The following is a 22,837-nucleotide window of genomic DNA, read 5'->3' on the forward strand; positions in this document are numbered from 1 at the left end:
CAAGGTGGCTTAACTAGAGCGGAATATCACTTATAAATACGCTTTTAGTTGTTCAAACATGTGGGACCACCTCTGGGCTTCAGGATAGTGAAGGATTGCTATTTCTATCATTTTCTTCATATGTCGTTATCCACCATCATTTTGTCATTCACGACTATTCATAGATCACTACCTTTTTGTCAAGATGAATTCGAAATTTAATTGAGTAATACATTATGAGCAAACAAGCGGTCATTGTTGTCGATTTACAAAATGAATATCTACCGACAGGAAAACTTCCATTAGTAAATATTGAAGCAGCTTTAGATAATGCGGCGAAAGTTATTGAATATGCACGCACACATTCAATCCCTGTCATCCATATTCGTCATGAGTTTCTTGATCCTAATGCTTCTTTCTTCGTGAAAAATACAACTGGCGTAGAAATCATTGATACCGTTTCTCCGCTTGATGATGAATGTGTAATAACCAAAAACTATCCAAACTCATTTTTTCAAACAGAATTAGATCAAAAACTTAAAGCTGAAGGAGTTGATCAATTAACTATTATTGGTGCAATGAGCCATATGTGTATTGATGCCACGACACGTGCTGCTTCAGATCTAGGTTATCAATGTACTGTTGTAGAGGACGCCTGTACGACCATGGATCTCGAATTTAATGGTCGAGTTGTGGAAGCTGCTCAAGTTCACGCAGCGTTAATGGCAGCTTTAGCATTTGCTTATGCAAGTATTACGTCAACCACAGATTATCTTAATAGTTAAATCCTTTAAATTTTCTGGTAATTTGCATATGGAGCTATCTTATGGCACATACACAACAAGTTGACTTAATCTTTCGATATAAAGTCAAAGATGGTATGGATGATATTTTTCAAAATTATTTAGATATCGTATTAGCTTTAGTTCAAGAAAAAGAACCATATGTTTTGGAGTATTCTATTTTCAAGCAAGCTGATGGTAGTTATCTACAGCATGAGCGATATATTAATGAAGATGCGGTTGTTCAACATTTAAATGTAACTGCGGAAGGTCAAAAATATTTCCACCTAGCGGCAGATATCCTTGATGTTATGGCTGTTGGTGAAACTAATGCGGAATTCTGGAAGCAATTTGAGGGACCACATTTCGTTCGTTATAGTCGTTTGCATCAACTTCAACGTGCTTAAGCTTAGTTAAAGGGTAGCTGATAGCTACCCCTTATGCACCAAATCCTATGGAGTTAATGACACTATGGCTTACTTATCATGAAGATTTAAGGCATAGCCCTCGTGTTCGGGTATTGATTGATTTTATAGACTCTATTTTTCAAAATCGTCATAACCAACTTGCTCCATCACGGTTTCCATTCACCAAAACGTGATTTAAAAAGTTAATATCTAAATAAGTTACTTTAAATTAAGAAAAAAAAGAGAGTATCTCCCTTTTTTAATTTACAGACCTAACACTCTGCTGTAAGCCTTGCTGAATATTCTGAACCTGTGTTAAATCATGAACTTGTTTCTGATCTTGCTGTTGTGAGTTTTCAGCATAAAACTCATCAACAATATCAATTCCCTCCTCTCCATCGACTTCAAACTGTGCATTGGCATAGCCATGTAGGGCCGTTTGGTCTAAAGCCGCTTGATTAAATCCACACAGCTTACTTTTCTGGTCTATTTCTTTTGCGGTATGCAAGGCGTCTTGTAAATGAATGCCCTCTCTTAATGTAAGATCGACGTAGTACACAGGGGTACGATAACTTTGCGTGGTGCTCTTACCCCTTAAGTTCAGTTGTAGGGGTAGACATGAAAGAATGCCATTAGAGGCTGCATGGTAATAACGTAGTCGTGCTGCTAAAGTCCGAATACTATTAAAGCCCGTGGTTCTAAAGATGAATGTGCCAAACTCATCTGAATCATCTAAGTTCACATATAGACGACCATAAGGCTTACATAAGCCACCTTGCGCCAAAGGACATAGATCAGGTGATGGACACGGATGCTGCTCTACCCCTTGTTGGGTTAAGCATTGGCAAGTTTCACCATTGCCAATACATATAGGCCTCCCCGTTTGACGATCAAATAGAGTGTACTCAGCACGTAAATTCAAATCAGGATCATTAAAGATCATCCGTACTGGGATGCTTCTGAGTTTTTGATTCGGTGCTTTCGCTCGAAGTTGTTCATCCAATGGATGTTTCACCCAACCACTATCCTTGTTTTGGATTTGGCTGGTAATGGTGAATTGGTCATCCTTTTCAGGGATGCGTTTCCCGTTCTTTTCGACAACCTTGCCGATACTGATCCGCCCAAGAATTGGCGGTGTAATAGCTAAACCTTTAATCATGGTATTTTCCTCTTCTGCTTAAATGTGTTGCTTGGTTAAAATAAAATTTGCATAAAAAAAATCCCATGCGCTGAGGCATGGGATTCTCGGATGTTGCTTGGGTGCTTCTCTTGTGAATTGAACTTAGGCTAAATCTATTTCAATCAGCATCGCTATAGATGTTGAAACGTCGTGAACCTTGCTTGGTTTGTGGAAACTGATTCAGGTATTCAGGATGCTGTAGCAGTAAGGCTTTTGCATCCAAGCTGATGGAGTCTTTGGACTTCTTCCACGTCACCGAACCTGTTTTAAAGGTGGCACGTTCCGTATCTTGCATTTTGGCTTGTAACTGATGTTTAAGGAGGTCGAACTGTTCCTGATGCTTTTCGATTTGATTACGCGCTTGAAGCAGGTGCTCAAACTGTTGATTGGCTTGTTCATCCTCAGATAGATCCGTGGTACTCAGTGGCACATGTTCTGGATAAAGCAACTGCAAGGCTTTGGCTGCGGATTCACTGGCATCGGCTTCAGGTGGTACATCCTTTTCCACACATTCCCAGAAGTAACGCTCCGCATTGATGATGTGCTGAATCACGGATTCTGAACGTGTGACTTTAAAGATTCGGGTTTCATGTCCGCAGAGTAAGACACAGATATGGGCTGCTTTCTTGCCTGTCACGGCCAGTTGGTGTTGTACCTGACAGAGGACGTATAAAGGCACGCCATCTCGCCACAGCTTGGCGCCATACTCGCCTGCGGTTTTACACTCTAATATCTGCACATCAGCATCCCCAACCACCGAATAATCCAAATTCGCCAACATAAAATGCTTATCTGGATCAGGGTGTTGTAATACGGCATTGACCCGACGCACTTTGTAGTTGGTATGCTTGCTGTTCCGTCTAACAGCAGTCCAAAGCAATCTAACACAATATTAAAATAAATTATTTTTCATATACTTAATAATTTAATCATCCAAAACCGTCTTGTCTAATCCAATCATTTCCAGTATTTTATGAGGGGTAGGTTGTGGGGTAAAAATAATATGCCAAAGAAATCTAAAGAGCTATCTGCTCTCAGTGTAGCAAAAATCAAAAAGACTGGTCGACATTCTGTAGGCGGTGTTGATGGCTTATATCTAAATGTCGAGGGTAATTCCCGTGTCTGGATTTTGCGTGCTGTTGTGGGTAAACGGTTGGATAAAGATGGGAAGCTAAAACCTCATCGCCGTGATATTGGTATTGGTCCCTACCCTGAAGTTTCTTTAGCAGAAGCTCGTGCTAAAGCCACTGAATTAAGATTACAAATACGAAGTGGTGTTGATCCAATTGCACATAAACAGGAACAGCTCGACAAGCTTCATATTCAAAAGCTTAGAAACAAGACATTCATTGAATGTGCAAAAGTCGTTATTGCTAATAAAACTCGTGAACTCAAAAATGAAAAGCATATCGGACAATGGACATCTACATTAGAAACCTATATCTACCCAACTCTAGGTGATATCAGTATTGGCACAATTACTAAAGTTGATATTGCCGAAGTTCTTAGACCTATCTGGATTGAAAAGAACGAAACAGCTAAACGTATTCGTGGTCGTATCGAAACTATTTTTGATTATGCTAAGGCTATGGGATATTTTGTTGGCGATAATCCTGCTGAATGGAAAGGTAATCTAGAACCAATCTTAGGTAACTTAAAGCAAGAATCACGCCCTCATCCATCTTTACCTTACGAACAAGTTGCTGGGTTTATCCAGCATCTGAGACAGAAAAAAGGGATTTCACCTAAAGCTCTAGAATTTGTAATTTTAACTGCCTGTCGTTCTGGCGAGGTTTTTGGTGCAACATGGCAAGAAATTGATTTTAAGAATAAAGTTTGGATCATTCCTAAAGAAAGGATGAAAGCAGAAAAAGAACACCGTGTTCCCCTATCCCAACAAACCATTAGTTTGCTTGAATCAATTCAAGAATATACTCAACCTCAAGACTTCATTTTCCCTGCTCCTCGTAGTGGCGAAATGCTTTCGGATATGTCCTTAACAACCTTAATCAAGCGGATGCACGAACAAAAGTTAAAAGAAAATGGCTTAGGCTATATTGATCCTAAACAAAATCGAGTGATTACAACACATGGTTTCCGTTCAACATTTCGTGATTGGTCAGCCGATAAAACTGATTATCCTCGTGAAGTCTGTGAGCATGTACTAGCACATAAACTACCCGATGAAGTAGAAGCAGCTTACTTACGTGGAGCTTATCTTGAGAAAAGGAAAAATTTGATGGCTGATTGGGCGAGTTATGCCACATACATAGAAGCCTGACATTCAGCCAATTTCCGCTTTAATATTATTCACCATCAGAATTAATCTTGGTGCAATATCTTCTTCCAGTTTCTCACGGCTTAATACAAAACTTGGCCCACCACAATTGAATACTAAAAGTCCGTGTTGTTCATGCAATAAGGGGACAGCAACTGAATTTACATCTTTCTGCCATTCTCCAATCGAAAAACAACAGCCATAATCTTGGAAATCTTTAAATGCTTTGTCTAACTCTCGATTAATTTTAATCCAGTCATCTTTATTCTTTTCCCGAATGGCATTTAACAGAAAATCGCGCTCATCCGCAGGCATCGCAGCGAGACAAGCCCTGCCCATGGCACTTAAATGGATCGGCAAATAAGTACCGACTGGACGGCGCATTGTTACATTACCTTTACCCTGCACCACATCTAAATAAATCATATTCAGCCGATCACGTGTGGCCATGGCAACCGCTGCACCAGCATAATCTGCTAGCTCCTGCATATGAGGATGGGCTATCGAACGAATCGAAACATTGGCAAGCATTGAATAGCCAAAAGACAGTACCCCTGATGACAATTGAAATTTATTCGAGTTCGGTACTTGCTTAATATATCCTAAACGTGAAAGGGTATGGGTTAAGCGGGTAATGGTCGCTTTAGGTAATCCTGTCATCTGGGACAATTCCTGATTACCTAAATGTTGATATTTGGGTGTAAAGCAACGTAATAATTCTAATCCTCTAGCTAATGCGGTCACATATTGACGGTCATTTTCATCCTGCATATCTTCAATCGGATTCAATAATTCATGACGTAATGGCGCCAAAAGATTTTCTGTCTGTTCTGAATCAATCACGTCATTCGTCATATTATTCCTGCCTAATTAAGCATACTTTGTTCCGCACTGCGGAAATTATAATTCATTTATTATAATTAGGGCAAAGGATAGTCTTCGACAGAATCTCCTTTGCCCAATATTTAAATATTACCCGATGATACCTCTCTGCCTAAGTTCAGCAATCTTTTCTGCATCCAGAATGCCACTTAAGATTTCATCAGTATGTTCACCCAGCATTGGCGGTGCTTTCTTATATTCCACCGGGGTGCGTGACAGTTTAATGGGTGAACCAATCACCGTTAACTTCTCCTTCAACGGATGCTTCATATCAACCAACATATTGCGCGCAATCACCTGAGGCTCCTCAAATGCTTGCTGTAAATTGTTGATTAAACCCACCGGAACTTTTATCGTGTGAATCGCATCTACCCAGTGCCGTGCAGAATTGGTTTTAAAATGGGTGCCGAGTAATTTATCCATCTCTTGACGATGCTGGATTCGTAACGCATTGCTTAAGAAACGCGGATCATTCTGCAGCTCCGGCAAACCAATGGCCTGACACAGCGCAACGAATTGTTTGTCATTGCCACAAGCAATAATAAAGTCCTGATCGGCTGCTTTAAACACCTGATAAGGCACAATATTGGCGTGTGCATTGCCATAACGCCCAGGAACTTTACCCGAAGATAGATAATTCATGCCCTGATTGGCCAGAGTCGCCACCTGTACATCCAGTAACGCCATATCGATATACTGACCCAGACCTGTCATGGTGCGGTTCAAAAGTGCTGCTTGAATGGCGATGGTAGCATACAGCCCGGTCGTCAGGTCGGCAAAGGCCACGCCCACTTTTTGCGGCCCGCCGCCCGGAAGGTCATCTTTCTCTCCCGTAACGGACATCAAACCACCCATGCCCTGAATGATAAAATCATAACCCGGTTCTGGCGCACGTGGACCGGTTTGGCCAAATCCGGTAATCGAGCAATACACTAATTTCGGATTAATCGCTTTTAAGCTGTCATAATCCAGACCGTACTTTTTCAGTGAGCCGGCTTTGTAGTTCTCAATTAGAACATCTGAGCCTGCGGCCAGCGTCCAAACTAATTTTTGACCTTCCGGTGTAGCAATATCAATTGCAATCGAGAGTTTATTACGATTGGCAGACTGGTAATACGCCGCTTCCTGCGTATCTTCACCCTGGTCGTTCTTCATCCATGGAGGTCCCCATAAACGAGTATCATCACCCGTTTTAGGACGTTCCACCTTAATCACTTCGGCACCTAAATCCGCCAGGATTTGACCACACCATGGCCCTGCCAGTACGCGACTTAAATCCAGTACGCGAATACCTTCCAATGCACCCATTATCTCTTCCCTTTTATACGCGCTCAATCACCATGGCGAGACCCTGTCCCACACCAATACACAGGCTGATTACAGCATATTTTTTGCCGCTGCGCTGTAATTCACGTGCTGTCGTTAAGGCCAGACGCGCACCGGAAGCACCCAATGGATGACCGAGTGCAATGGCACCGCCGTTCGGATTGACACGTGGATCATCAAAAGCCACGTCCAAACCTTTGAGACAGGCCAGTACTTGAGATGCAAAGGCTTCATTGATTTCAATGATGTCCATGTCATCCAAAGTGAGCTTGGCACGTTTCAGCGCAAGTTTAATTGCATCTACAGGTCCTGCGCCCATGATACGCGGTTCGATCCCTGCCGCACCAGAAGACAGGATTTTGGCAATCGGTTTGATTCCCAGTTTTTGTTCAGCTGCAGCAGAACCAATGATCAGGGCAGCTGCTCCGTCATTGACGCCTGATGCATTACCCGCAGTCACCACACCACCTTCAAATAAAGGCTTGAGCTTTTGTAAGGCAGCAAAATCTGAACTTGGACGTGGATGTTCATCGGTTTCCACCAGTTTTGCTGGCAATTTACGACCTTGAGCAACCTCAACCCCGACGATCTCACCCGCAAAAAAGCCTGCTTGTTTGGCAGCTTCATATTTGGCTTGAGAAGCTGCGGCAAAACGATCCGCATCTTCACGTGTGACGCCGTACTCCACCGCAACGTTATCGCCAGTTTTAGGCATCGTGTCATCACCGAACTGCTTTTCGATCGCGGGGTTCGGGAAACGGGCACCAATGGTTGAATCAAATACTTTGAAATCACGGCTGAAAGGCGTTTCAGACTTGGCAAATACAAATGGCGCACGAGACATGGATTCCACACCACCGGCCAGAATCACCTCACCTTCGCCACAAGTAATCGCACGTGCAGCATCGATCACCGCAGCAAGACCGGAAGCACATAAACGGTTAACAGTTTGTGCCGGGGTTTTCACATCCAGGCCGGCAAGCAAAGTAGCATGACGCGCAATATTACGGCTGTCTTCACCAGCCTGATTGGTATTGCCCAGAATCACATCATCAAAGACATTGGCTGGAAGGTGATTTTTTTCTACCAGTGCCTTGATCACATGCGCTGCCAGATTGTCTGGACGGATAGAGGATAACGCACCTGCATGACGGCCAAATGGAGTACGCAGGCCATCGTAAATATAGGCATTTAACATTGTATTAATCCTTTAAATTGTTGAGGTATGAAGCAAAGACAAGTTTAATCGGGCGCGACGCTGCAACCATGGGCTTGGACGGTAACGTGGATCACCTGTATTCGCGGTAATGCGCTCCAAAATCAGCAGGATCCGCTGTGCGCCAAGGACGTCACCCCATGAAATGGGACCATGTGGGTAACCCAGACCCAGTTTCACTGCTTTATCGATGTCCGCTGCCTTCGCAATGCCCTGTTGCGCAATATCACAAGCCAGATTGATCACCATGGCCAATACACGCTGCGCGACAAACCCCATACTTTCATCAATCACACTCACCCCATGATCATTGGCTGAAAAAATGGCATGTGCTTGGTCGATATAGACTTTATCCGTGGCAATCGATGGCATCAAAGTACGGTGTTTTTCAAAATCTGTTAGCATATCAATACTGACTGCTCGTGTTGCATCGACCCCAAAACGCAATGCTGCAGTCGTCGTGTCTTCACCGTAAGTAGCCAGTAAAATTAAACTATCTGCAGCCGGTTGCTCAGCTGTATCTAAAGTTAATCCTTGCGCTTGCAGATAATTTGTTAGGATGGCCATATCTTGCTCTAAATCGGTTTTGATCCAGACCGCATTAAATGTTGAAACTTGAGGTACAGCCTGACGAGGCGCTTCATTGATTTTTACGCCATCAACGTATTTGTAGAAACCTTCACCGACCTTACGGCCGACTTTTTTCCCTGCCAGCATCTGACGAGTTAAAGCGCTCGGGCGGTAACGCGCTTCCTGATAAAACTGATTGAAAATAGATTCCATCACCGGATGAGAAACGTCTAGTGCCGTTAAATCGAACAGTTCTAATGGTCCCATGCGGAAACCAGCTCCTTCGCGTAGAATCCGGTCAATTTCACTAGGAGAAGTCACACATTCACCCAGTATTTTCAGTGCTTCCGTACTATAGGCACGGCCGGCATGATTCACGATGAATCCCGGTGTATCTTTGGTACGTACACCAAAGTGTCCCATCTTTTGTGCCAGCTCAAGTAAGTCAGCGACCACGTGTTCATCCGTTGCCAAACCAGCAATTACTTCCACAATTTTCATCAATGGTACAGGGTTAAAGAAGTGGAAGCCTGCCAGTCGACCTTGATGCTCAAGGTTGGAAGCAATTGCTGTCACAGAAAGCGATGAGGTATTGGTCGCCAGAATGGTGTCTTTAGATACAATACTTTCAAGCTGTTTAAACAGGCTTTGCTTGATTTCCAGGTTTTCAATAATAGCCTCAACGACTAAATCGACACCCGCAACGTCTTCAATTTTTTCAAGCACAACAAATCGTGCCAAGGTATCCGCAAGCTGCTGTTCAGTTAATTTGCCTTTAGCAGCAAGTTTTTCTAAAGTGGCTTTTAATTTTTCCAAGCCTTGCTCAGCAGCGCCGGGTTTCGCATCAAATAAGCGGACTTCAACACCCGCCTGTGCTGCAATTTGCGCGATGCCCATTCCCATGATACCGGTGCCAATTAAGGCCATTGTCTGAATTGTCATGACTTATCTTCCTTAATCCTTATTTGCCTTGATATTGCGGGCTGCGTTTTTCGAAAAAGGCATTGACGCCCTCTTTCTGATCTTGTGTATCAAACAAAATCTGGAAGGCTTTACGTTCAAGTGCCAAAGCGCCATCGAGTGGCATATTTGCGCCTAAAGTCGTCACTTCTTTAATCTGCTCAACGGCAATCGGTGAAAATTGGGCAATCTGTGTCGCCACTTCAATTGCTTTTGCGATCGTTTGATCATCTTCAACCACTTCAGACACCAAGCCGATTTTGTCAGCTTCCTCTGCAGAAAAAATCTTGCCGGTTAACACGATTTGCATGGCTTTAAACTTCCCTACCGCGCGCAGTAAGCGCTGCGTACCACCTGCACCCGGCATCAGTCCTAATTTGACTTCAGGCTGACCAAACTGGGCTGATTTTCCGGCAATGATGATGTCTGCATGCATGGCAAGTTCACAACCACCACCCAATGCATAGCCATTCACTGCGGCAATAATCGGTTTAGGGCAATCAATAATCGCCTGCCAGTACTGTTCTGTATGGCGTAAATACATATCAACGGTTTTTGCCGTGGTGAAGTCACGGATATCCGCACCTGCTGCAAACACTTTTTCACCACCCGTAATGACAATTGCGCGGACTGCATCAGATGCTGCGAGCTGTGCAAACGTTGCTGCAAGCTGTTGGCGTAGCTCCAAATTCAGTGCATTTCGGGCCTCTGGGCGATGCAGCTCGACAATGGCCACACCATTACTTTGAATATCCAAATTCAATATTTTATTACTCATAACGACCTATCTGTTTCGCATAGCGGTTTATATAAACCAAATATACCTGTTTTTTTGCAACAATGAAGCCCACAGGACATAATTTTAATTAAAAATTAGCTAAAACTATTTAAAAACTCACAAATTAAATACCGCTGTACGGTATTTAATACCAATATTATTGCATTTACTTTTCCATTCTGTCATATTGTTTTCATTCCAAGGCATTAGATCACCCCTGCATGAAGCAGAGATGGCTAAATTTACCTATCTAATACAAGGGCTTAAAAATGATTCGTGATCAAGACACATTAAATCAGCTAGTTGATATGATCCGTCAGTTTGTCGATGGCGTTCTTATTCCCCATGAAGAAATTGTTGCGGAAACCGATGAAATTCCAGCTGAAATCGTTCAGCAAATGAAAGAACTGGGTCTTTTTGGTCTGACAATTCCTGAGGATTATGAGGGTCTTGGCCTGACCATGGAGGAAGAGGTTTATATTGCATTTGAATTGGGACGTACCTCTCCTGCTTTCCGTTCACTGATCGGCACCAACAATGGGATCGGTTCATCAGGCTTAGTTATTGATGGTACAGAAGAACAGAAACAGTATTTTCTGCCACGTCTGGCAAGCGGTGAAATTATTGGTTCATTCTGTTTAACAGAACCTGATTCTGGTTCAGACGCTGCCTCTTTAAAAACCACAGCGGTGAAAGATGGTGATCATTACATTTTAAACGGCACCAAGCGTTACATCACCAATGCCCCGCATGCGGGTGTCTTTACTGTCATGGCACGTACCAGCACTGAAATTAAAGGTGCAGGTGGAATTTCAGCCTTTATCGTGGACAGTAAAACTCCGGGTATTTCCCTAGGTAAACGTGACAAAAAAATGGGACAGAAAGGTGCTCATACCTGTGATGTGATTTTTGAAAACTGTCGCATTCCTGCAGCTGCGCTCATTGGGGGTGTTGAAGGTGTGGGTTTTAAAACTGCAATGAAGGTTTTGGATAAAGGCCGTATCCATATCGCTGCATTAAGTGTGGGGGCTGCTACACGCATGTTGGAAGATTCTCTTCAATATGCAGTGGAACGTAAACAGTTTGGTCAAGCGATTGCGAACTTCCAGTTGATTCAAGGCATGTTGGCAGACTCTAAAGCTGAAATCTACGCTGCAAAATGTATGGTTCTTGATGCCGCTCGACTGCGTGATGCTGGACAGAATGTCAGCACAGAAGCCTCTTGTGCAAAAATGTTTGCTACGGAAATGTGTGGCCGTGTCGCAGATCGTGGTGTACAGATTCATGGTGGTGCGGGTTATATCAGTGAATATGCGATTGAGCGTTTCTACCGTGATGTGCGTTTATTCCGTTTGTACGAAGGTACAACGCAAATCCAGCAGGTCATTATTGCCCGCAATATGATCCGTGAAGCGACTCAATAACTTGCATAACAAGTATTGAGTTTGGCTAAAAAGACGGGATTAGTGATTTAAGCTACAACTTGAATACTAATCCTGACTTTTTAATGGCAAGGCTATAAAACCTCCTGAACCGTTTCATCCTGAAGCCAATCACAGCTAAAAGATAGTTTCAGTCTTCATCCTCAACAGACAGTTCACGATACAAATTTGGATTTTATGAATATGCAAGAACAAGAAATCGAACGCGAATCAATGGAATTTGACGTCGTGATTGTCGGCGCAGGCCCTGCGGGACTGTCTGCAGCAATTAAAATTCGTCAATTAGCCATTGAAAACAACCTGGCAGACCTCTCCGTCTGCGTGGTGGAAAAAGGCTCTGAGGTGGGTGCGCATATCCTCTCCGGTGCTGTGCTTGAACCGCGTGCCCTGAATGAACTGTTTCCTGACTGGAAAGAACAGGGAGCACCGCTCAATGTGCCGGTGACGGAAGACAAAACCTACTTCCTGATGTCCGACAGCACGCATAAGGAAGTGCCGCACTGGATGGTGCCAAAAACCATGCACAATGACGGTAACTATGTCATCTCGCTGGGCAATGTGGTGCGCTGGTTGGGCCAAAAAGCCGAAGAACTGGAAGTGTCGATTTTCCCGGGCTTTGCTGCAAGCGACGTGCTCTATCATGAAGATGGCACGGTCAAAGGCATCCAGACTGGTGACATGGGCATTGGTAAAGATGGTCAACCCACGCATAACTTCGCTCCAGGCTATGAACTGCATGCCAAGTACACCCTGTTTGCTGAAGGCTGCCGTGGTCACCTCGGCAAGCGTTTAATCCAGAAATTTAATTTAGATCAAGATGCCGATCCACAGCACTACGGTATTGGCATTAAAGAACTCTGGGAAATTGATCCGGACAAGCACAAACCGGGTCTGGTGATGCACGGTGCCGGCTGGCCTTTGGCGGAAACCGCATCTTCAGGTGGTTGGTGGTTATATCACGCTGAAAACAATCAGGTGACGCTGGGCATGATCGTGGATTTGTCTTATGAGAATCCGCACATGTTCCCGTTCATGGAAATGCAGCGCTGGAAAACCCATCCGTTGATCAAACAGTATCTGGAAGGTGGTAAGCGTATTTCTTATGGTGCGCGTGCCGTGGTGAAAGGCGGTTTTAACGCTTTGCCGAAACTGACCTTCCCGGGTGGTTGTTTAATTGGTGATGATGCCGGCTTCCTCAACTTTGCCAAGATCAAGGGTTCGCACACCGCGATGAAATCGGGCATGTTGTGTGGTGAGGCGGTGTTTGAAGCGATTGCTGCCGGTGTGGAACAAGGCGGTGATCTGGCGATTGCCCGTGTCACGGAAGGTGAAGATCTGTTTGCTAAAGAACTCAGCTCTTATACCGAGAAATTCAACAGCAGCTGGCTGAAAGAAGAGCTGTATAACGCGCGTAACTTTGGCCCGGCGATGCACAAGTTTGGTCAGTGGTTCGGTGGTGCCTTTAACTTTATTGACCAGAATGTGTTTAAAGTGCCATTTACCCTGCATGACCTGTTACCTGATTTCAGTGCACTGAAAACCGTGGATGCGGTGAACTTCAAGCCGAATTATCCAAAACCGGATGGCAAACTGACCTTTGACCGTCTGTCTTCGGTGTTTGTATCCAACACGGTGCATGAAGAAAACCAGCCAGCGCATTTAAAACTGACTGACACTTCGATTCCGGTGAATGTCAACCTGCCAAAATGGGATGAGCCGGCACAGCGTTACTGCCCTGCAGGGGTCTACGAGATTGTGCAGGAAGAAAGTGGTCCACGTTTCCAGATCAACTCGGCCAACTGTGTGCACTGTAAGACCTGTGACATTAAGGATCCTTCACAGAATATCACCTGGGTAACGCCGGAAGGTGGTGGTGGTCCAAACTATCCGAATATGTAAGTCTAATCACTTCAAGGAAGAGGTTTCCCATTTCCCTTCTTTCTAGCAGATGAAGAAGCTTGCAACTAAAAGAGATTGTTTGGATCAGTTACCCAAAATCGTTGAAAAGATTTTAACTCTTCGATTTTTATTTTTTAGGTAATCCTAGCCCTCTCGGGGGCTAGGATTAAAAGTTTTAAGTTATTCCAACACGAATGACAAATTATTCAATGCAAAATAAAAACACGCAATATATAAATGTATTTTTCAATTAAAACATAAGATTACAATAAAATAAGAATTTTTATTTGGAGTTTGTTTTTTTCTACAATGATCATTATGTACAATTTTTAGGTTCACCCCATCCAATCCTTGCGACTGCATTCCTGCGATTCTTTATTCAATGATTAAGCAATGCTGTTGATCAGTAACGAATAACAAGCACTGCAGATTTTGAATAAATTCACATGTCGTAATGGAGATTATCATGTCACAAAAAATGGATTTTGATGCTATCGTGATTGGTGGTGGTTTTGGCGGACTTTATGCGGTCAAAAAATTAAGAGATGAGCTCAAACTTAAAGTCCAGGCTTTTGATAAAGCCACGGATGTGGCAGGTACCTGGTACTGGAACCGTTACCCGGGCGCATTGTCGGATACAGAAACCCACCTCTACTGCTATTCTTGGGATAAAGAATTACTACAGTCGCTAGAAATCAAGAAAAAATATGTGCAAGGCCCTGATGTACGCAAGTATTTACAGCAAGTGGCTGAAAAGCATGATTTAAAGAAAAGCTATCAATTCAATACCGCGATTCAATCCGCTCACTACAACGAAGCAGATGCCTTGTGGGAAGTCACCACCGAATATGGCGACAAGTACACGGCGCGTTTCCTGATCACTGCTTTGGGACTGTTGTCTGCGCCTAACTTGCCAAACATCAAAGGCATTAATCAGTTTAAAGGTGAGCTGCACCATACCAGCCGTTGGCCTGATGATGTGAGTTTTGAAGGCAAACGTGTGGGCGTGATTGGTACGGGCTCAACCGGTGTCCAGGTGATTACGGCTGTGGCACCTTTGGTCAAACATCTCACCGTATTCCAGCGTTCTGCACAATATAGCGTTCCAATCGGCAATGACCCTATGTCTGAACAAGATGTTAAAAACATCAAAGATAATTATGACAAAATTTGGGATGGTGTATGGAATTCAGCCTTAGGTTTTGGCCTGAATGAAAGCACAGTACCTGCGATGAGCGTATCAGCTGAAGAACGTAAAGCCATTTTTGAAAAGGCGTGGCAAACAGGTGGCGGTTTCCGCTTCATGTTTGAAACTTTCGGTGATATTGCCACCAATATGGAAGCCAACATCGAAGCGCAAAATTTTATTAAGGGCAAAATTGCTGAAATCGTCAAAGATCCGGAAACAGCCCAAAAGCTCATGCCGAAAGATTTGTATGCGAAACGTCCGTTGTGTGACAGTGGCTATTACAACACCTTTAACCGTGACAATGTTCGTTTGGAAGATGTGAAAGCCAATCCGATTGTTGAAATTACCGAAAACGGTGTGAAACTGGAAAATGGCGATTTCGTTGAGCTCGACATGCTGATCTGTGCGACAGGTTTTGATGCCGTCGATGGTAACTATGTGCGCATGGACATCCAAGGTAAAAACGGCGTGGCCATGAAAGACTACTGGAAAGAAGGTCCTTCTAGCTATATGGGTGTCACCGTGCATAACTATCCAAACATGTTCATGGTGCTTGGACCGAATGGCCCATTTACCAACCTCCCACCATCGATTGAATCACAGGTGGAATGGATCAGTGATACCATTCAATACACGGTTGAAAACAATGTTGAATCCATTGAAGCGACAAAAGAAGCGGAAGAACAATGGACTCAAACTTGCGCCAATATTGCGGAAATGACCTTATTCCCTAAAGCGCAATCCTGGATTTTTGGTGCGAATATCCCGGGTAAGAAAAACACGGTTTACTTCTATCTCGGTGGTTTAAAAGAATATCGCAGTGCGCTAGCCAACTGCAAAAACCATGCCTATGAAGGTTTTGATATTCAATTACAACGTTCAGATATCAAGCAACCTGCCAATGCCTAAATATATGGGGGGCATCCCCCATATTCCATTTTGTTTAACATCAGTCATATGCTAGGGATGTCTTATCATGAACTATCCAAATATACCTTTATATATCAACGGTGAGTTTCTAGATCATACCAATAGAGACGTCAAAGAAGTTTTTAATCCAGTGAACCATGAATGTATTGGACTCATGGCCTGTGCATCACAAGCAGACCTGGACTACGCACTTGAAAGTTCACAACAGGCTTTTCTAAGGTGGAAAAAAACTTCTCCTATCACCCGTAGTGAAATCCTCAGAACCTTTGCGAAACTAGCGCGTGAAAAAGCAGCAGAAATCGGGCGCAATATTACCCTTGATCAAGGTAAGCCCCTGAAAGAAGCCATTGCAGAAGTCACTGTCTGTGCAGAACATGCAGAATGGCATGCAGAAGAATGCCGACGCATTTATGGCCGTGTTATTCCACCGCGTAACCCAAATGTACAGCAACTAGTAGTCAGAGAACCGCTGGGCGTATGTCTGGCATTTTCACCGTGGAATTTCCCGTTTAATCAGGCAATTCGTAAAATTTCTGCTGCAATTGCTGCCGGCTGCACCATCATTGTGAAAGGTTCTGGCGACACACCAAGCGCGGTATATGCGATTGCCCAGCTATTTCATGAGGCGGGTTTGCCGAATGGTGTGCTGAATGTGATTTGGGGTGACTCAAACTTCATTTCTGATTACATGATCAAATCGCCGATCATCCAAAAGATTTCATTCACAGGCTCAACCCCGGTGGGTAAAAAATTAGCCTCGCAAGCGAGTCTGTATATGAAGCCTTGCACCATGGAATTGGGTGGTCATGCACCGGTCATCGTCTGTGATGATGCTGATATTGATGCCGCTGTTGAACATCTGGTCGGTTATAAATTCCGTAATGCAGGACAGGTCTGTGTATCACCAACCCGTTTTTATGTGCAGGAAGGTATTTATAAGGAATTTTCTGAGAAAGTGGTGTTAAGAGCCAAACAGATCAAAGTGGGTTGTGGCTTAGACGCATCCTCAGATATGGGACCATTGGCTCAAGCTCGCCGCATGCATGCAATGCAACAAATTGTTGAAGATGCGGTTCATAAAGGCTCAAAATTACTGCTTGGCGGAAATAAAATTTCTGACAAAGGCAATTTTTTTGAACCAACGGTACTCGGTGACTTGTGCAATGACACCCAGTTTATGAATGACGAGCCATTTGGTCCGATCATTGGTTTGATACCTTTTGACACAATAGACCATGTCCTGGAAGAAGCAAATCGATTACCATTTGGATTAGCCTCTTACGCTTTTACCACATCCAGCAAAAATGCGCATCAAATCTCATACGGACTGGAGGCTGGCATGGTTTCGATTAACCACATGGGATTGGCGCTCGCTGAAACACCTTTTGGTGGTATTAAGGATAGCGGTTTTGGTAGTGAAGGGGGTATCGAAACCTTTGACGGTTACCTCAGAACCAAATTTATTACGCAACTCAATTAGAAATGGATCTTGGTGTGCGTAGGCACACCAATTCTCTTTTGACTTTAAGGATGAAAGTTAAATGAGCACAGACAAAGCAAATACGCTGATCAAACCCGAAGATGTCGTGTTATGGATTCCGGGTAATGTCACAATTGACAGCATGAATGCCGGTTGGGAAAACATTGCAATCAGAGGGTACGAATTTACCAACCTCGATGTGCATATTCCTGCCATGCGTGACTACATGATCGTCAACTATAAAAAAAGTGCGGCGGAAATGCGTAGAAAAGGCGATGCCTCTTGGGATACCCAAGTGGTTAAGCCGGGTTATGTCTCCTTGTTGACCTGTGGTGAAGATTCCCGCTGGGCGTGGAATGACCATATTGCCGTCACCCATGTCTACATTTCGCATGACTCCATCACCTCAATGGCGAATAAGGTGTTTGATTATGATATCGCTTCGATCCGAATCAGAGACGAAGTCGGTGTGGAAGATCATGTTTTACCTGCTCTGACTTCACTTTTAGAACTAGAATTAAAGCAAGGTGGTTTAGGTGGAAACCTGTATTTAGAGAGCATTAAAAACCAGATCGCCCTGCATTTACTCCGTCAGTATGCCAAATTAGATTTTAAGGAAGGACAGTGCCGTTCTGGTTTTACTCCCCTACAACGCAGACTGTTATTAGAATTTATCAATGAAAACATGAGCATTAAAATTACCCTCGAAGATTTAGCGGGATTAGTCAAGATGAGCGTGCCTCATTTAATGAGAAAATTTAAAGTCGATTTTGGTAATTCCCCTGCTGCCTACATCATGAATCTCAGGGTGCAATTTGCTAAACGTTTGCTCACTTCAAAAAAAGAAATTCCACTGAAAGTGATTGCCAGTGAAGCCGGTTTTTGCGATCAGAGCCATATGACCCGAGTATTTCAAAAATTTTTTGGGAAAACACCCATCGAAATCAGACAGGAACACACCAATCTCGTGTCTGAAAATTCAGTCTCCTCTATTGTTTTTTGAGTACTAAGAGCCACGCAAGAACCTGATTTTCAATAAAGCATCCACTGAAAACCAGTGTGGACTTACATGCATTATTTATGCAAAATAACAAATGTCATGTGAGTATCAAGATATACTTTCTATCGCTATCAAGAACTTGCCAGTACAGGCAATATGGATGCACTCATCAACCAGAGTCGCAGAACTCCAAATTTAAAAAACCGAGTGGATGAGCAAACTGAATAAGCTGTTGTTGATTTTGCAATCCAATATCCAGCTTATGGTCAGCATCGGACCAGTAATGAGCTACGTCAGATTGGCATCTTCGTATCTGGCAGCGGTGTGCGCTCTATCTGGCTTAGACACAATCTTGAGAATTTCAAAAAGCGATTAAAGGCACTTGAAATTAAAGTTGCTCAAGAAGGCATTCAGTTGAATGATCAGCAGATTGCCGCATTAGAACGTAAACATGAAGATGATGTTGCTTGTGGTGAAATTGAAACACATCATCCAGGTTACCTTGGAGCACAAGATACTTTTTATGTCGGAAATCTAAAAGGTGTTGGGCATATTTATCAGCAAACTTTTATTGATACTTATAGCAAAGTGGTTCACTGCAAGCTGTACACAACCAAGACACCAATCACAGCCGCAGATTTATTGAATGACCGCGTGTTACCATTCTATGAGTCACAAGGATTGCCAATGCTTCGCATTTTGACCGACAGAGGCACCGAATATTGCGGTAAAGTTGAACATCACGATTATGAGCTTTATTTGGCTCTGAATGATATTGATCACACTAAAACTAAAGCAGCATCACCACAAACAAATGGGATCTGTGAGCGCTTCCATAAGACGATCTTGCAGGAGTTTTATCAGATTACTTTTCGAAAGAAACTCTATAGCTCATTAGAAGAGTTACAGCTTGATCTAGACGGTTGGCTGAAATTCTATAATACTGAACGAACCCATCAGGGTAAGGTGTGTAATGGCAGATGAGCAGCATTGCTGCGCAAGATTGCAACATTACTTGATGGAAAACGTATTTGGGCTGAAAAGAATTTAGTTCAAATTTAACCTGACAGTCTTAAGCAAATATCGGTAACTATCAGATCAGGTTTGAGATACCGTCTGAAACGTCAAGTAAATGATTGAGAATTCATGCTCAATAATCTGCTTGATAAGGCTGTTGGTGTTTGAGCACACCATAACAAAGATGAATCAACTTCCTCATCGCGGCTCCAATCGCTATCATCTTGGTTTTACCATTCGCCAATAAACGTTCATTCATTGCCCTGATGTGAGGGTTATGCCGAGTTGCGACAATGGCTGCCATATATAAACCAGCACGTATTTTGGAAGAGCCCGCTTTGGATAAACGGCTTCTGCCATGAATGGAACTACCCGATTGCTTTTGAATGGGGACCAAACCGACAAAGGCAGCCGCTTGACTAGCCCTTTCAAAAGTATGGCTGCGCAAGAAACTGAGCATTAATAAACTGGTTCGATCTGCAATGGCTGGAATACTGCTGAGCAGTTCTTTATCATTTTTTAAATCAGGATTCTGATTAATGTGATCATCAATTTGCTGGTCGATACCCTGAATGTGTTTGTTTAACTGTTCAATACTCTTGTGGATAGACTGAAGTACAGGTTCCATCGTGAAGGTCGACTCTGCTTTTTCCAAACGATTCTTTTCACGTTGTAAATCTTCACAAAGAATAGCTCTTCTATCCAGCAAAGCATTCAGCAATTGAATATGTTTAGGTAAAGGTTGCCAAAAATGTAGATCGGCAGTCATCGCAAATCGAGCTAGGACCTCACTATCCACCTTGTCTGTTTTATTCAGCTTAGACATACTCTGAGCAAAATATCGAGCTCTGGCAGGATTGGTTACACAGACTTGATAGCCCGCATCAAATAAATATTTAACCAAGAGTTCATGATAAATAGATGTTGCTTCCATTAAAATAATGGTCTGCGTAGAAGTTGCAGCATGCTGCTTTAGCCAGGTTTGAAGTTGCTCAAAACCTTTTGGTGTATTTGAAAAAGTTTTGGTTTTCTTTTTATTTGCAGAATTTTCTAAAATTAAACAGCAATCAATTTTAGCTTTAGCAACATCAATACCAAGATAAAACATAATCTTTACCTGCTTTATTTATCCAATTATTGTTTTAGCATAACCACCGTCTTTTCTTGTGAATGCAGCATCAAAGTGCTTAGTTACCGTCCAGAGTTGTGCAAGTGGTTAGGGCAAATTACAGGTTTTATCTCAAACTCAAACTTTATGTTTTGCTAGTACACGAAACTCTGCAATTTGCAATATAGTGATAGCTAATCACTATGAATGGTAAGATACAAGCTAGTACACATAAGAAGATATTACTTCTTCTCAGGCAGATTCGCAGCAAAGAAAAATTTTCCCTTACAACAATAGATAAAAGAAAAGAGGGTATCACCCCTCTTTCCTCTTTATATGGGGGTATCTTCTACTCATTTTTTATTTCGAGGTATATGCACCATCGACCACATACTGACTACCGGTCACAAATGAAGCATCATCAGAAAGTAGGAAGGCAACAACCTGAGCAACTTCTTCCGGCTGTCCCAAACGACCAATCGGATGTAGTTTTACCATTTCTGCTTCTTCAAATTCTGCAATCAAAGGCGTTTTGATATAGCCAGGATGTACTGAATTAATGCGAATCCCTTTATCTGCATATTCCAATGCCGCCGCTTTCGTTAGACCCGTTACGCCATGTTTTGCAGCGACATAGCCTGAAATATTTTGAATCCCGATCAAGCCTGCAATAGAAGCGGTATTGACAATCGCTCCGCCCCCTGCGGCCAAGATTGCAGGAACTTCATAATGCATGCTGTAGAAAACCGCATTCAAGTTCACATCAATCACACGACGCCATCCTTCAATGCTCAATTCTTCGGTGGAGTTAACTTCACCCAGAATTCCCGCATTATTGAAGGCCAAATGCAGTGCACCAAAAGTGCTGACCGCAAACTCGACTGCAGCTTTCATGTCTTCAGGCTCAGCAGTATTGGCCTTATTCGCAGCCGCTTTCCCGCCTAAAGCGACAATTTCGTCCACAACTTTCTGTGCTGCTTCCAGGTTAATATCTGAAACCACTACACTTACACCCTGTTGAGCCAAAAGCAGTGCGGTGCTTTTACCAATACCTGAACCAGCGCCAGTAATTAAAGCGACTTTATTGTTGAATTTATTTGACATAATTTTTTCCATTTCAAATTTTAAGCATCAAAGCTTGTTTCATATTTTAAGATTCAAGAAACCAGATCCGGTAGATGACTCGTCTGCCAAGCGACAATCCGTCTGATATCAGGCTTGCGATTCACCCTGTAGACGGTTTTCATTCCTAAATTCTGTATTTCCAAGTTATATAAACAAAAGTGCTAATCTATGGGGAATTCCCAGGATCCAAACAAATAGAATGCCATGAAAGCATCTTTTGCCAAGCGCTGTGCTGTATGTTTCCTAGACAAACCACCAACGATAACTGCAACTTTTTGAACTCCTTACAATTTCCTTATTTTCTTTCCCCTTCATCGCATAAAAATAGTTTTTGCATTCACAACAAAATCAGCATGAATAGTTTTTAAACTCACTGTACATATTTTCTATATTGATGACCAAGCTGGATATTGAATTGCAAAATTCTATACAGCCTGTTCAACATGATCGATTTAGAAGGCATACAGTAAACGTGACTGAAGTCCAGAAATTTCCAAGCCATTTTCAACATTCACATCTTGTCGCCATTGTAATAATAGCTGCAGATTCGGCTTGATATTGGTAGAAGCAGAAACGACAAAGGTATCTTTTCTATCACTGCCACGTTCAGTGACACCATTCACCTTTTCTTTACCGCCATCGGTATGTCTCCAGGTGACAGCCAAATTGGATTTATCGGTCACTTTATAGAGTGCGGAGAAATCTGTCTGGAAAAAAACCTCTTTCTCAATGTTGGTATATTTTTGCTCGCTATAAAGTTCAAACTGCCCCACCCCCTCAAGCGCAAATTTATCAGTTAAAGCATGGTAATAACCGGCCTGAACATTATATTGATAGCGATCATTACTGATGGCAAAACCCTTCGTTTCATTACTGCCGGTAGGTACGGTCAAAAAACCACCGAAACCAAAATAGCGCCCTTTTTCAGCATCATGCAATGGCCAGGCGATACCACCCACAATTAAATCACCGACACCCGAGATATCATCAGCGCCATTCATCTTTTGCTTGGCAAAAGGCAAGAGGAATTGAGGATCTACAATCCAATCCCCTACTTGAACCGTACCGGGTTTGTCGGAGACTTTTTTATTTAAGTTAGGCCACCTGACCTAACGGGTTAATCTTATCATAGTACATTGCTTCAAACTCAAAAGGCGATACATAACCCAGTGCACTATGTACACGCGTTTTGTTGAACCAATCTACCCAATTTAATGTCGCAAGTTGTACATCTGCTAAACCTTGCCAATCTGCTTTTAAATATTCAATCACCTCTGTTTTGTATAAGC

Annotated in this window: 17 protein-coding genes and 3 pseudogenes; 9 read left to right on the top strand and 11 right to left on the bottom strand. The window is 43.0% G+C overall.

Features of this window, described 5'->3' with window-relative positions; all coding sequences use genetic code 11:
- Positions 1 to 215 precede the first annotated feature (215 nt).
- Both CF596_RS12430 and CF596_RS12435 read left to right on the top strand, forming a co-directional pair.
- Entirely contained in the window at positions 216 to 764 is a 549-nt protein-coding gene (locus tag CF596_RS12430) for a cysteine hydrolase family protein (RefSeq protein WP_032051714.1), read from the top strand.
- Between the two features lie 41 nt (positions 765 to 805).
- Positions 806 to 1,168: a hypothetical protein gene (locus tag CF596_RS12435; protein ID WP_032051715.1), complete on the top strand. Its 363-nt coding sequence runs from the start codon at positions 806 to 808 to the stop codon at positions 1,166 to 1,168.
- 259 nt (positions 1,169 to 1,427) lie between these two features.
- Here the strand turns inward: CF596_RS12435 and CF596_RS12440 are convergent, their stop codons facing one another.
- Complete coding sequence (locus tag CF596_RS12440) at positions 1,428 to 2,327, bottom strand: hydrolase or metal-binding protein (protein ID WP_096902660.1); 900 nt, start codon at positions 2,325 to 2,327, stop codon at positions 1,428 to 1,430.
- Between the two features lie 139 nt (positions 2,328 to 2,466).
- Positions 2,467 to 3,195, bottom strand: a pseudogene (locus CF596_RS12445) (YqaJ viral recombinase family protein); the annotation flags it as partial.
- A 156-nt stretch (positions 3,196 to 3,351) separates the two neighbouring features.
- Here CF596_RS12445 and CF596_RS12450 point away from each other — a divergent pair.
- Positions 3,352 to 4,629, top strand: coding sequence for a site-specific integrase (locus tag CF596_RS12450; RefSeq protein WP_032051454.1), 1,278 nt, complete (start codon positions 3,352 to 3,354; stop codon positions 4,627 to 4,629).
- A gap of 3 nt (positions 4,630 to 4,632) precedes the next feature.
- Here the strand turns inward: CF596_RS12450 and CF596_RS12455 are convergent, their stop codons facing one another.
- From CF596_RS12455 to CF596_RS12475, 5 genes are all read right to left on the bottom strand, one after another.
- Positions 4,633 to 5,481, bottom strand: coding sequence for an IclR family transcriptional regulator (locus tag CF596_RS12455; protein WP_032051453.1), 849 nt, complete (start codon positions 5,479 to 5,481; stop codon positions 4,633 to 4,635).
- 117 nt (positions 5,482 to 5,598) lie between these two features.
- Positions 5,599 to 6,816 carry a CaiB/BaiF CoA-transferase family protein gene (locus CF596_RS12460; protein ID WP_096902661.1) on the bottom strand — a complete coding sequence of 406 codons (1,218 nt, stop codon included), beginning with the start codon at positions 6,814 to 6,816 and terminating at the stop codon, positions 5,599 to 5,601.
- A gap of 13 nt (positions 6,817 to 6,829) precedes the next feature.
- Complete coding sequence (locus CF596_RS12465) at positions 6,830 to 8,032, bottom strand: 3-oxoadipyl-CoA thiolase (RefSeq protein WP_096902662.1); 1,203 nt, start codon at positions 8,030 to 8,032, stop codon at positions 6,830 to 6,832.
- A 12-nt stretch (positions 8,033 to 8,044) separates the two neighbouring features.
- Positions 8,045 to 9,562: a 3-hydroxyacyl-CoA dehydrogenase gene (locus tag CF596_RS12470; protein ID WP_096902663.1), complete on the bottom strand. Its 1,518-nt coding sequence runs from the start codon at positions 9,560 to 9,562 to the stop codon at positions 8,045 to 8,047.
- Between the two features lie 19 nt (positions 9,563 to 9,581).
- Positions 9,582 to 10,358 carry an enoyl-CoA hydratase gene (locus tag CF596_RS12475; protein ID WP_096902664.1) on the bottom strand — a complete coding sequence of 259 codons (777 nt, stop codon included), beginning with the start codon at positions 10,356 to 10,358 and terminating at the stop codon, positions 9,582 to 9,584.
- Between the two features lie 269 nt (positions 10,359 to 10,627).
- On the opposite strand from CF596_RS12475, the gene CF596_RS12480 reads away from it, so the two are divergent.
- The 6 genes and pseudogenes from CF596_RS12480 (at position 10,628) to CF596_RS12505 (ending at position 19,360) form a co-directional block, all read left to right on the top strand.
- Positions 10,628 to 11,782 carry an acyl-CoA dehydrogenase family protein gene (locus tag CF596_RS12480; RefSeq protein ID WP_096902665.1) on the top strand — a complete coding sequence of 385 codons (1,155 nt, stop codon included), beginning with the start codon at positions 10,628 to 10,630 and terminating at the stop codon, positions 11,780 to 11,782.
- 201 nt (positions 11,783 to 11,983) lie between these two features.
- A complete protein-coding gene (locus CF596_RS12485; RefSeq protein WP_096902666.1) occupies positions 11,984 to 13,699 on the top strand; it encodes an electron transfer flavoprotein-ubiquinone oxidoreductase in 1,716 nt (571 codons plus the stop codon).
- A gap of 466 nt (positions 13,700 to 14,165) precedes the next feature.
- A complete protein-coding gene (locus CF596_RS12490) occupies positions 14,166 to 15,797 on the top strand; it encodes an NAD(P)/FAD-dependent oxidoreductase (RefSeq protein ID WP_242439161.1) in 1,632 nt (543 codons plus the stop codon).
- A 67-nt stretch (positions 15,798 to 15,864) separates the two neighbouring features.
- Entirely contained in the window at positions 15,865 to 17,298 is a 1,434-nt protein-coding gene (locus tag CF596_RS12495) for an NAD-dependent succinate-semialdehyde dehydrogenase (protein WP_032051445.1), read from the top strand.
- Positions 17,299 to 17,359: 61 nt separating this feature from the next.
- Positions 17,360 to 18,301, top strand: a complete 942-nt coding sequence (locus CF596_RS12500; RefSeq protein ID WP_096902668.1) for an AraC family transcriptional regulator — start codon at positions 17,360 to 17,362, stop codon at positions 18,299 to 18,301.
- Between the two features lie 66 nt (positions 18,302 to 18,367).
- Positions 18,368 to 19,360: pseudogene (locus CF596_RS12505) on the top strand (IS481 family transposase).
- 88 nt (positions 19,361 to 19,448) lie between these two features.
- On the opposite strand, the gene CF596_RS12510 reads toward CF596_RS12505, so the two are convergent.
- The 4 genes and pseudogenes from CF596_RS12510 to CF596_RS12525 all read right to left on the bottom strand — a co-directional run.
- The gene (locus CF596_RS12510; protein WP_032051443.1) at positions 19,449 to 20,423 is read right to left on the bottom strand and encodes an IS110 family transposase; all 975 of its coding nucleotides are present in this window, start codon (positions 20,421 to 20,423) and stop codon (positions 19,449 to 19,451) included.
- Between the two features lie 360 nt (positions 20,424 to 20,783).
- Positions 20,784 to 21,527 carry a glucose 1-dehydrogenase gene (locus CF596_RS12515; RefSeq protein ID WP_032051442.1) on the bottom strand — a complete coding sequence of 248 codons (744 nt, stop codon included), beginning with the start codon at positions 21,525 to 21,527 and terminating at the stop codon, positions 20,784 to 20,786.
- A 473-nt stretch (positions 21,528 to 22,000) separates the two neighbouring features.
- A pseudogene (locus CF596_RS12520) lies at positions 22,001 to 22,600 on the bottom strand (transporter); the annotation flags it as partial.
- Between the two features lie 43 nt (positions 22,601 to 22,643).
- Positions 22,644 to 22,837 (bottom strand): integrase core domain-containing protein (locus CF596_RS12525; RefSeq protein WP_143228690.1); only part of this gene is annotated, 194 nt, incomplete at its 5' end.

Source organism: Acinetobacter sp. YT-02, from assembly GCF_002412355.1.
Taxonomy (GTDB): domain Bacteria; phylum Pseudomonadota; class Gammaproteobacteria; order Pseudomonadales; family Moraxellaceae; genus Acinetobacter; species Acinetobacter towneri.

Bases quoted from the DNA above. Each gene is read 5' to 3' on its own strand.
- CF596_RS12430 (WP_032051714.1), top strand. From the start codon at position 216: ATGAGCAAACAAGCGGTCATTGTTGTCGATTTACAAAATGAATATCTA.
- CF596_RS12435 (WP_032051715.1), top strand. From the start codon at position 806: ATGGCACATACACAACAAGTTGACTTAATCTTTCGATATAAAGTCAAA.
- CF596_RS12440 (WP_096902660.1), bottom strand. From the start codon at position 2,327: ATGATTAAAGGTTTAGCTATTACACCGCCAATTCTTGGGCGGATCAGT.
- CF596_RS12450 (WP_032051454.1), top strand. From the start codon at position 3,352: ATGCCAAAGAAATCTAAAGAGCTATCTGCTCTCAGTGTAGCAAAAATC.
- CF596_RS12455 (WP_032051453.1), bottom strand. From the start codon at position 5,481: ATGACGAATGACGTGATTGATTCAGAACAGACAGAAAATCTTTTGGCG.
- CF596_RS12460 (WP_096902661.1), bottom strand. From the start codon at position 6,816: ATGGGTGCATTGGAAGGTATTCGCGTACTGGATTTAAGTCGCGTACTG.
- CF596_RS12465 (WP_096902662.1), bottom strand. From the start codon at position 8,032: ATGTTAAATGCCTATATTTACGATGGCCTGCGTACTCCATTTGGCCGT.
- CF596_RS12470 (WP_096902663.1), bottom strand. From the start codon at position 9,562: ATGACAATTCAGACAATGGCCTTAATTGGCACCGGTATCATGGGAATG.
- CF596_RS12475 (WP_096902664.1), bottom strand. From the start codon at position 10,358: ATGAGTAATAAAATATTGAATTTGGATATTCAAAGTAATGGTGTGGCC.
- CF596_RS12480 (WP_096902665.1), top strand. From the start codon at position 10,628: ATGATTCGTGATCAAGACACATTAAATCAGCTAGTTGATATGATCCGT.
- CF596_RS12485 (WP_096902666.1), top strand. From the start codon at position 11,984: ATGCAAGAACAAGAAATCGAACGCGAATCAATGGAATTTGACGTCGTG.
- CF596_RS12490 (WP_242439161.1), top strand. From the start codon at position 14,166: ATGTCACAAAAAATGGATTTTGATGCTATCGTGATTGGTGGTGGTTTT.
- CF596_RS12495 (WP_032051445.1), top strand. From the start codon at position 15,865: ATGAACTATCCAAATATACCTTTATATATCAACGGTGAGTTTCTAGAT.
- CF596_RS12500 (WP_096902668.1), top strand. From the start codon at position 17,360: ATGAGCACAGACAAAGCAAATACGCTGATCAAACCCGAAGATGTCGTG.
- CF596_RS12510 (WP_032051443.1), bottom strand. From the start codon at position 20,423: ATGTTTTATCTTGGTATTGATGTTGCTAAAGCTAAAATTGATTGCTGT.
- CF596_RS12515 (WP_032051442.1), bottom strand. From the start codon at position 21,527: ATGTCAAATAAATTCAACAATAAAGTCGCTTTAATTACTGGCGCTGGT.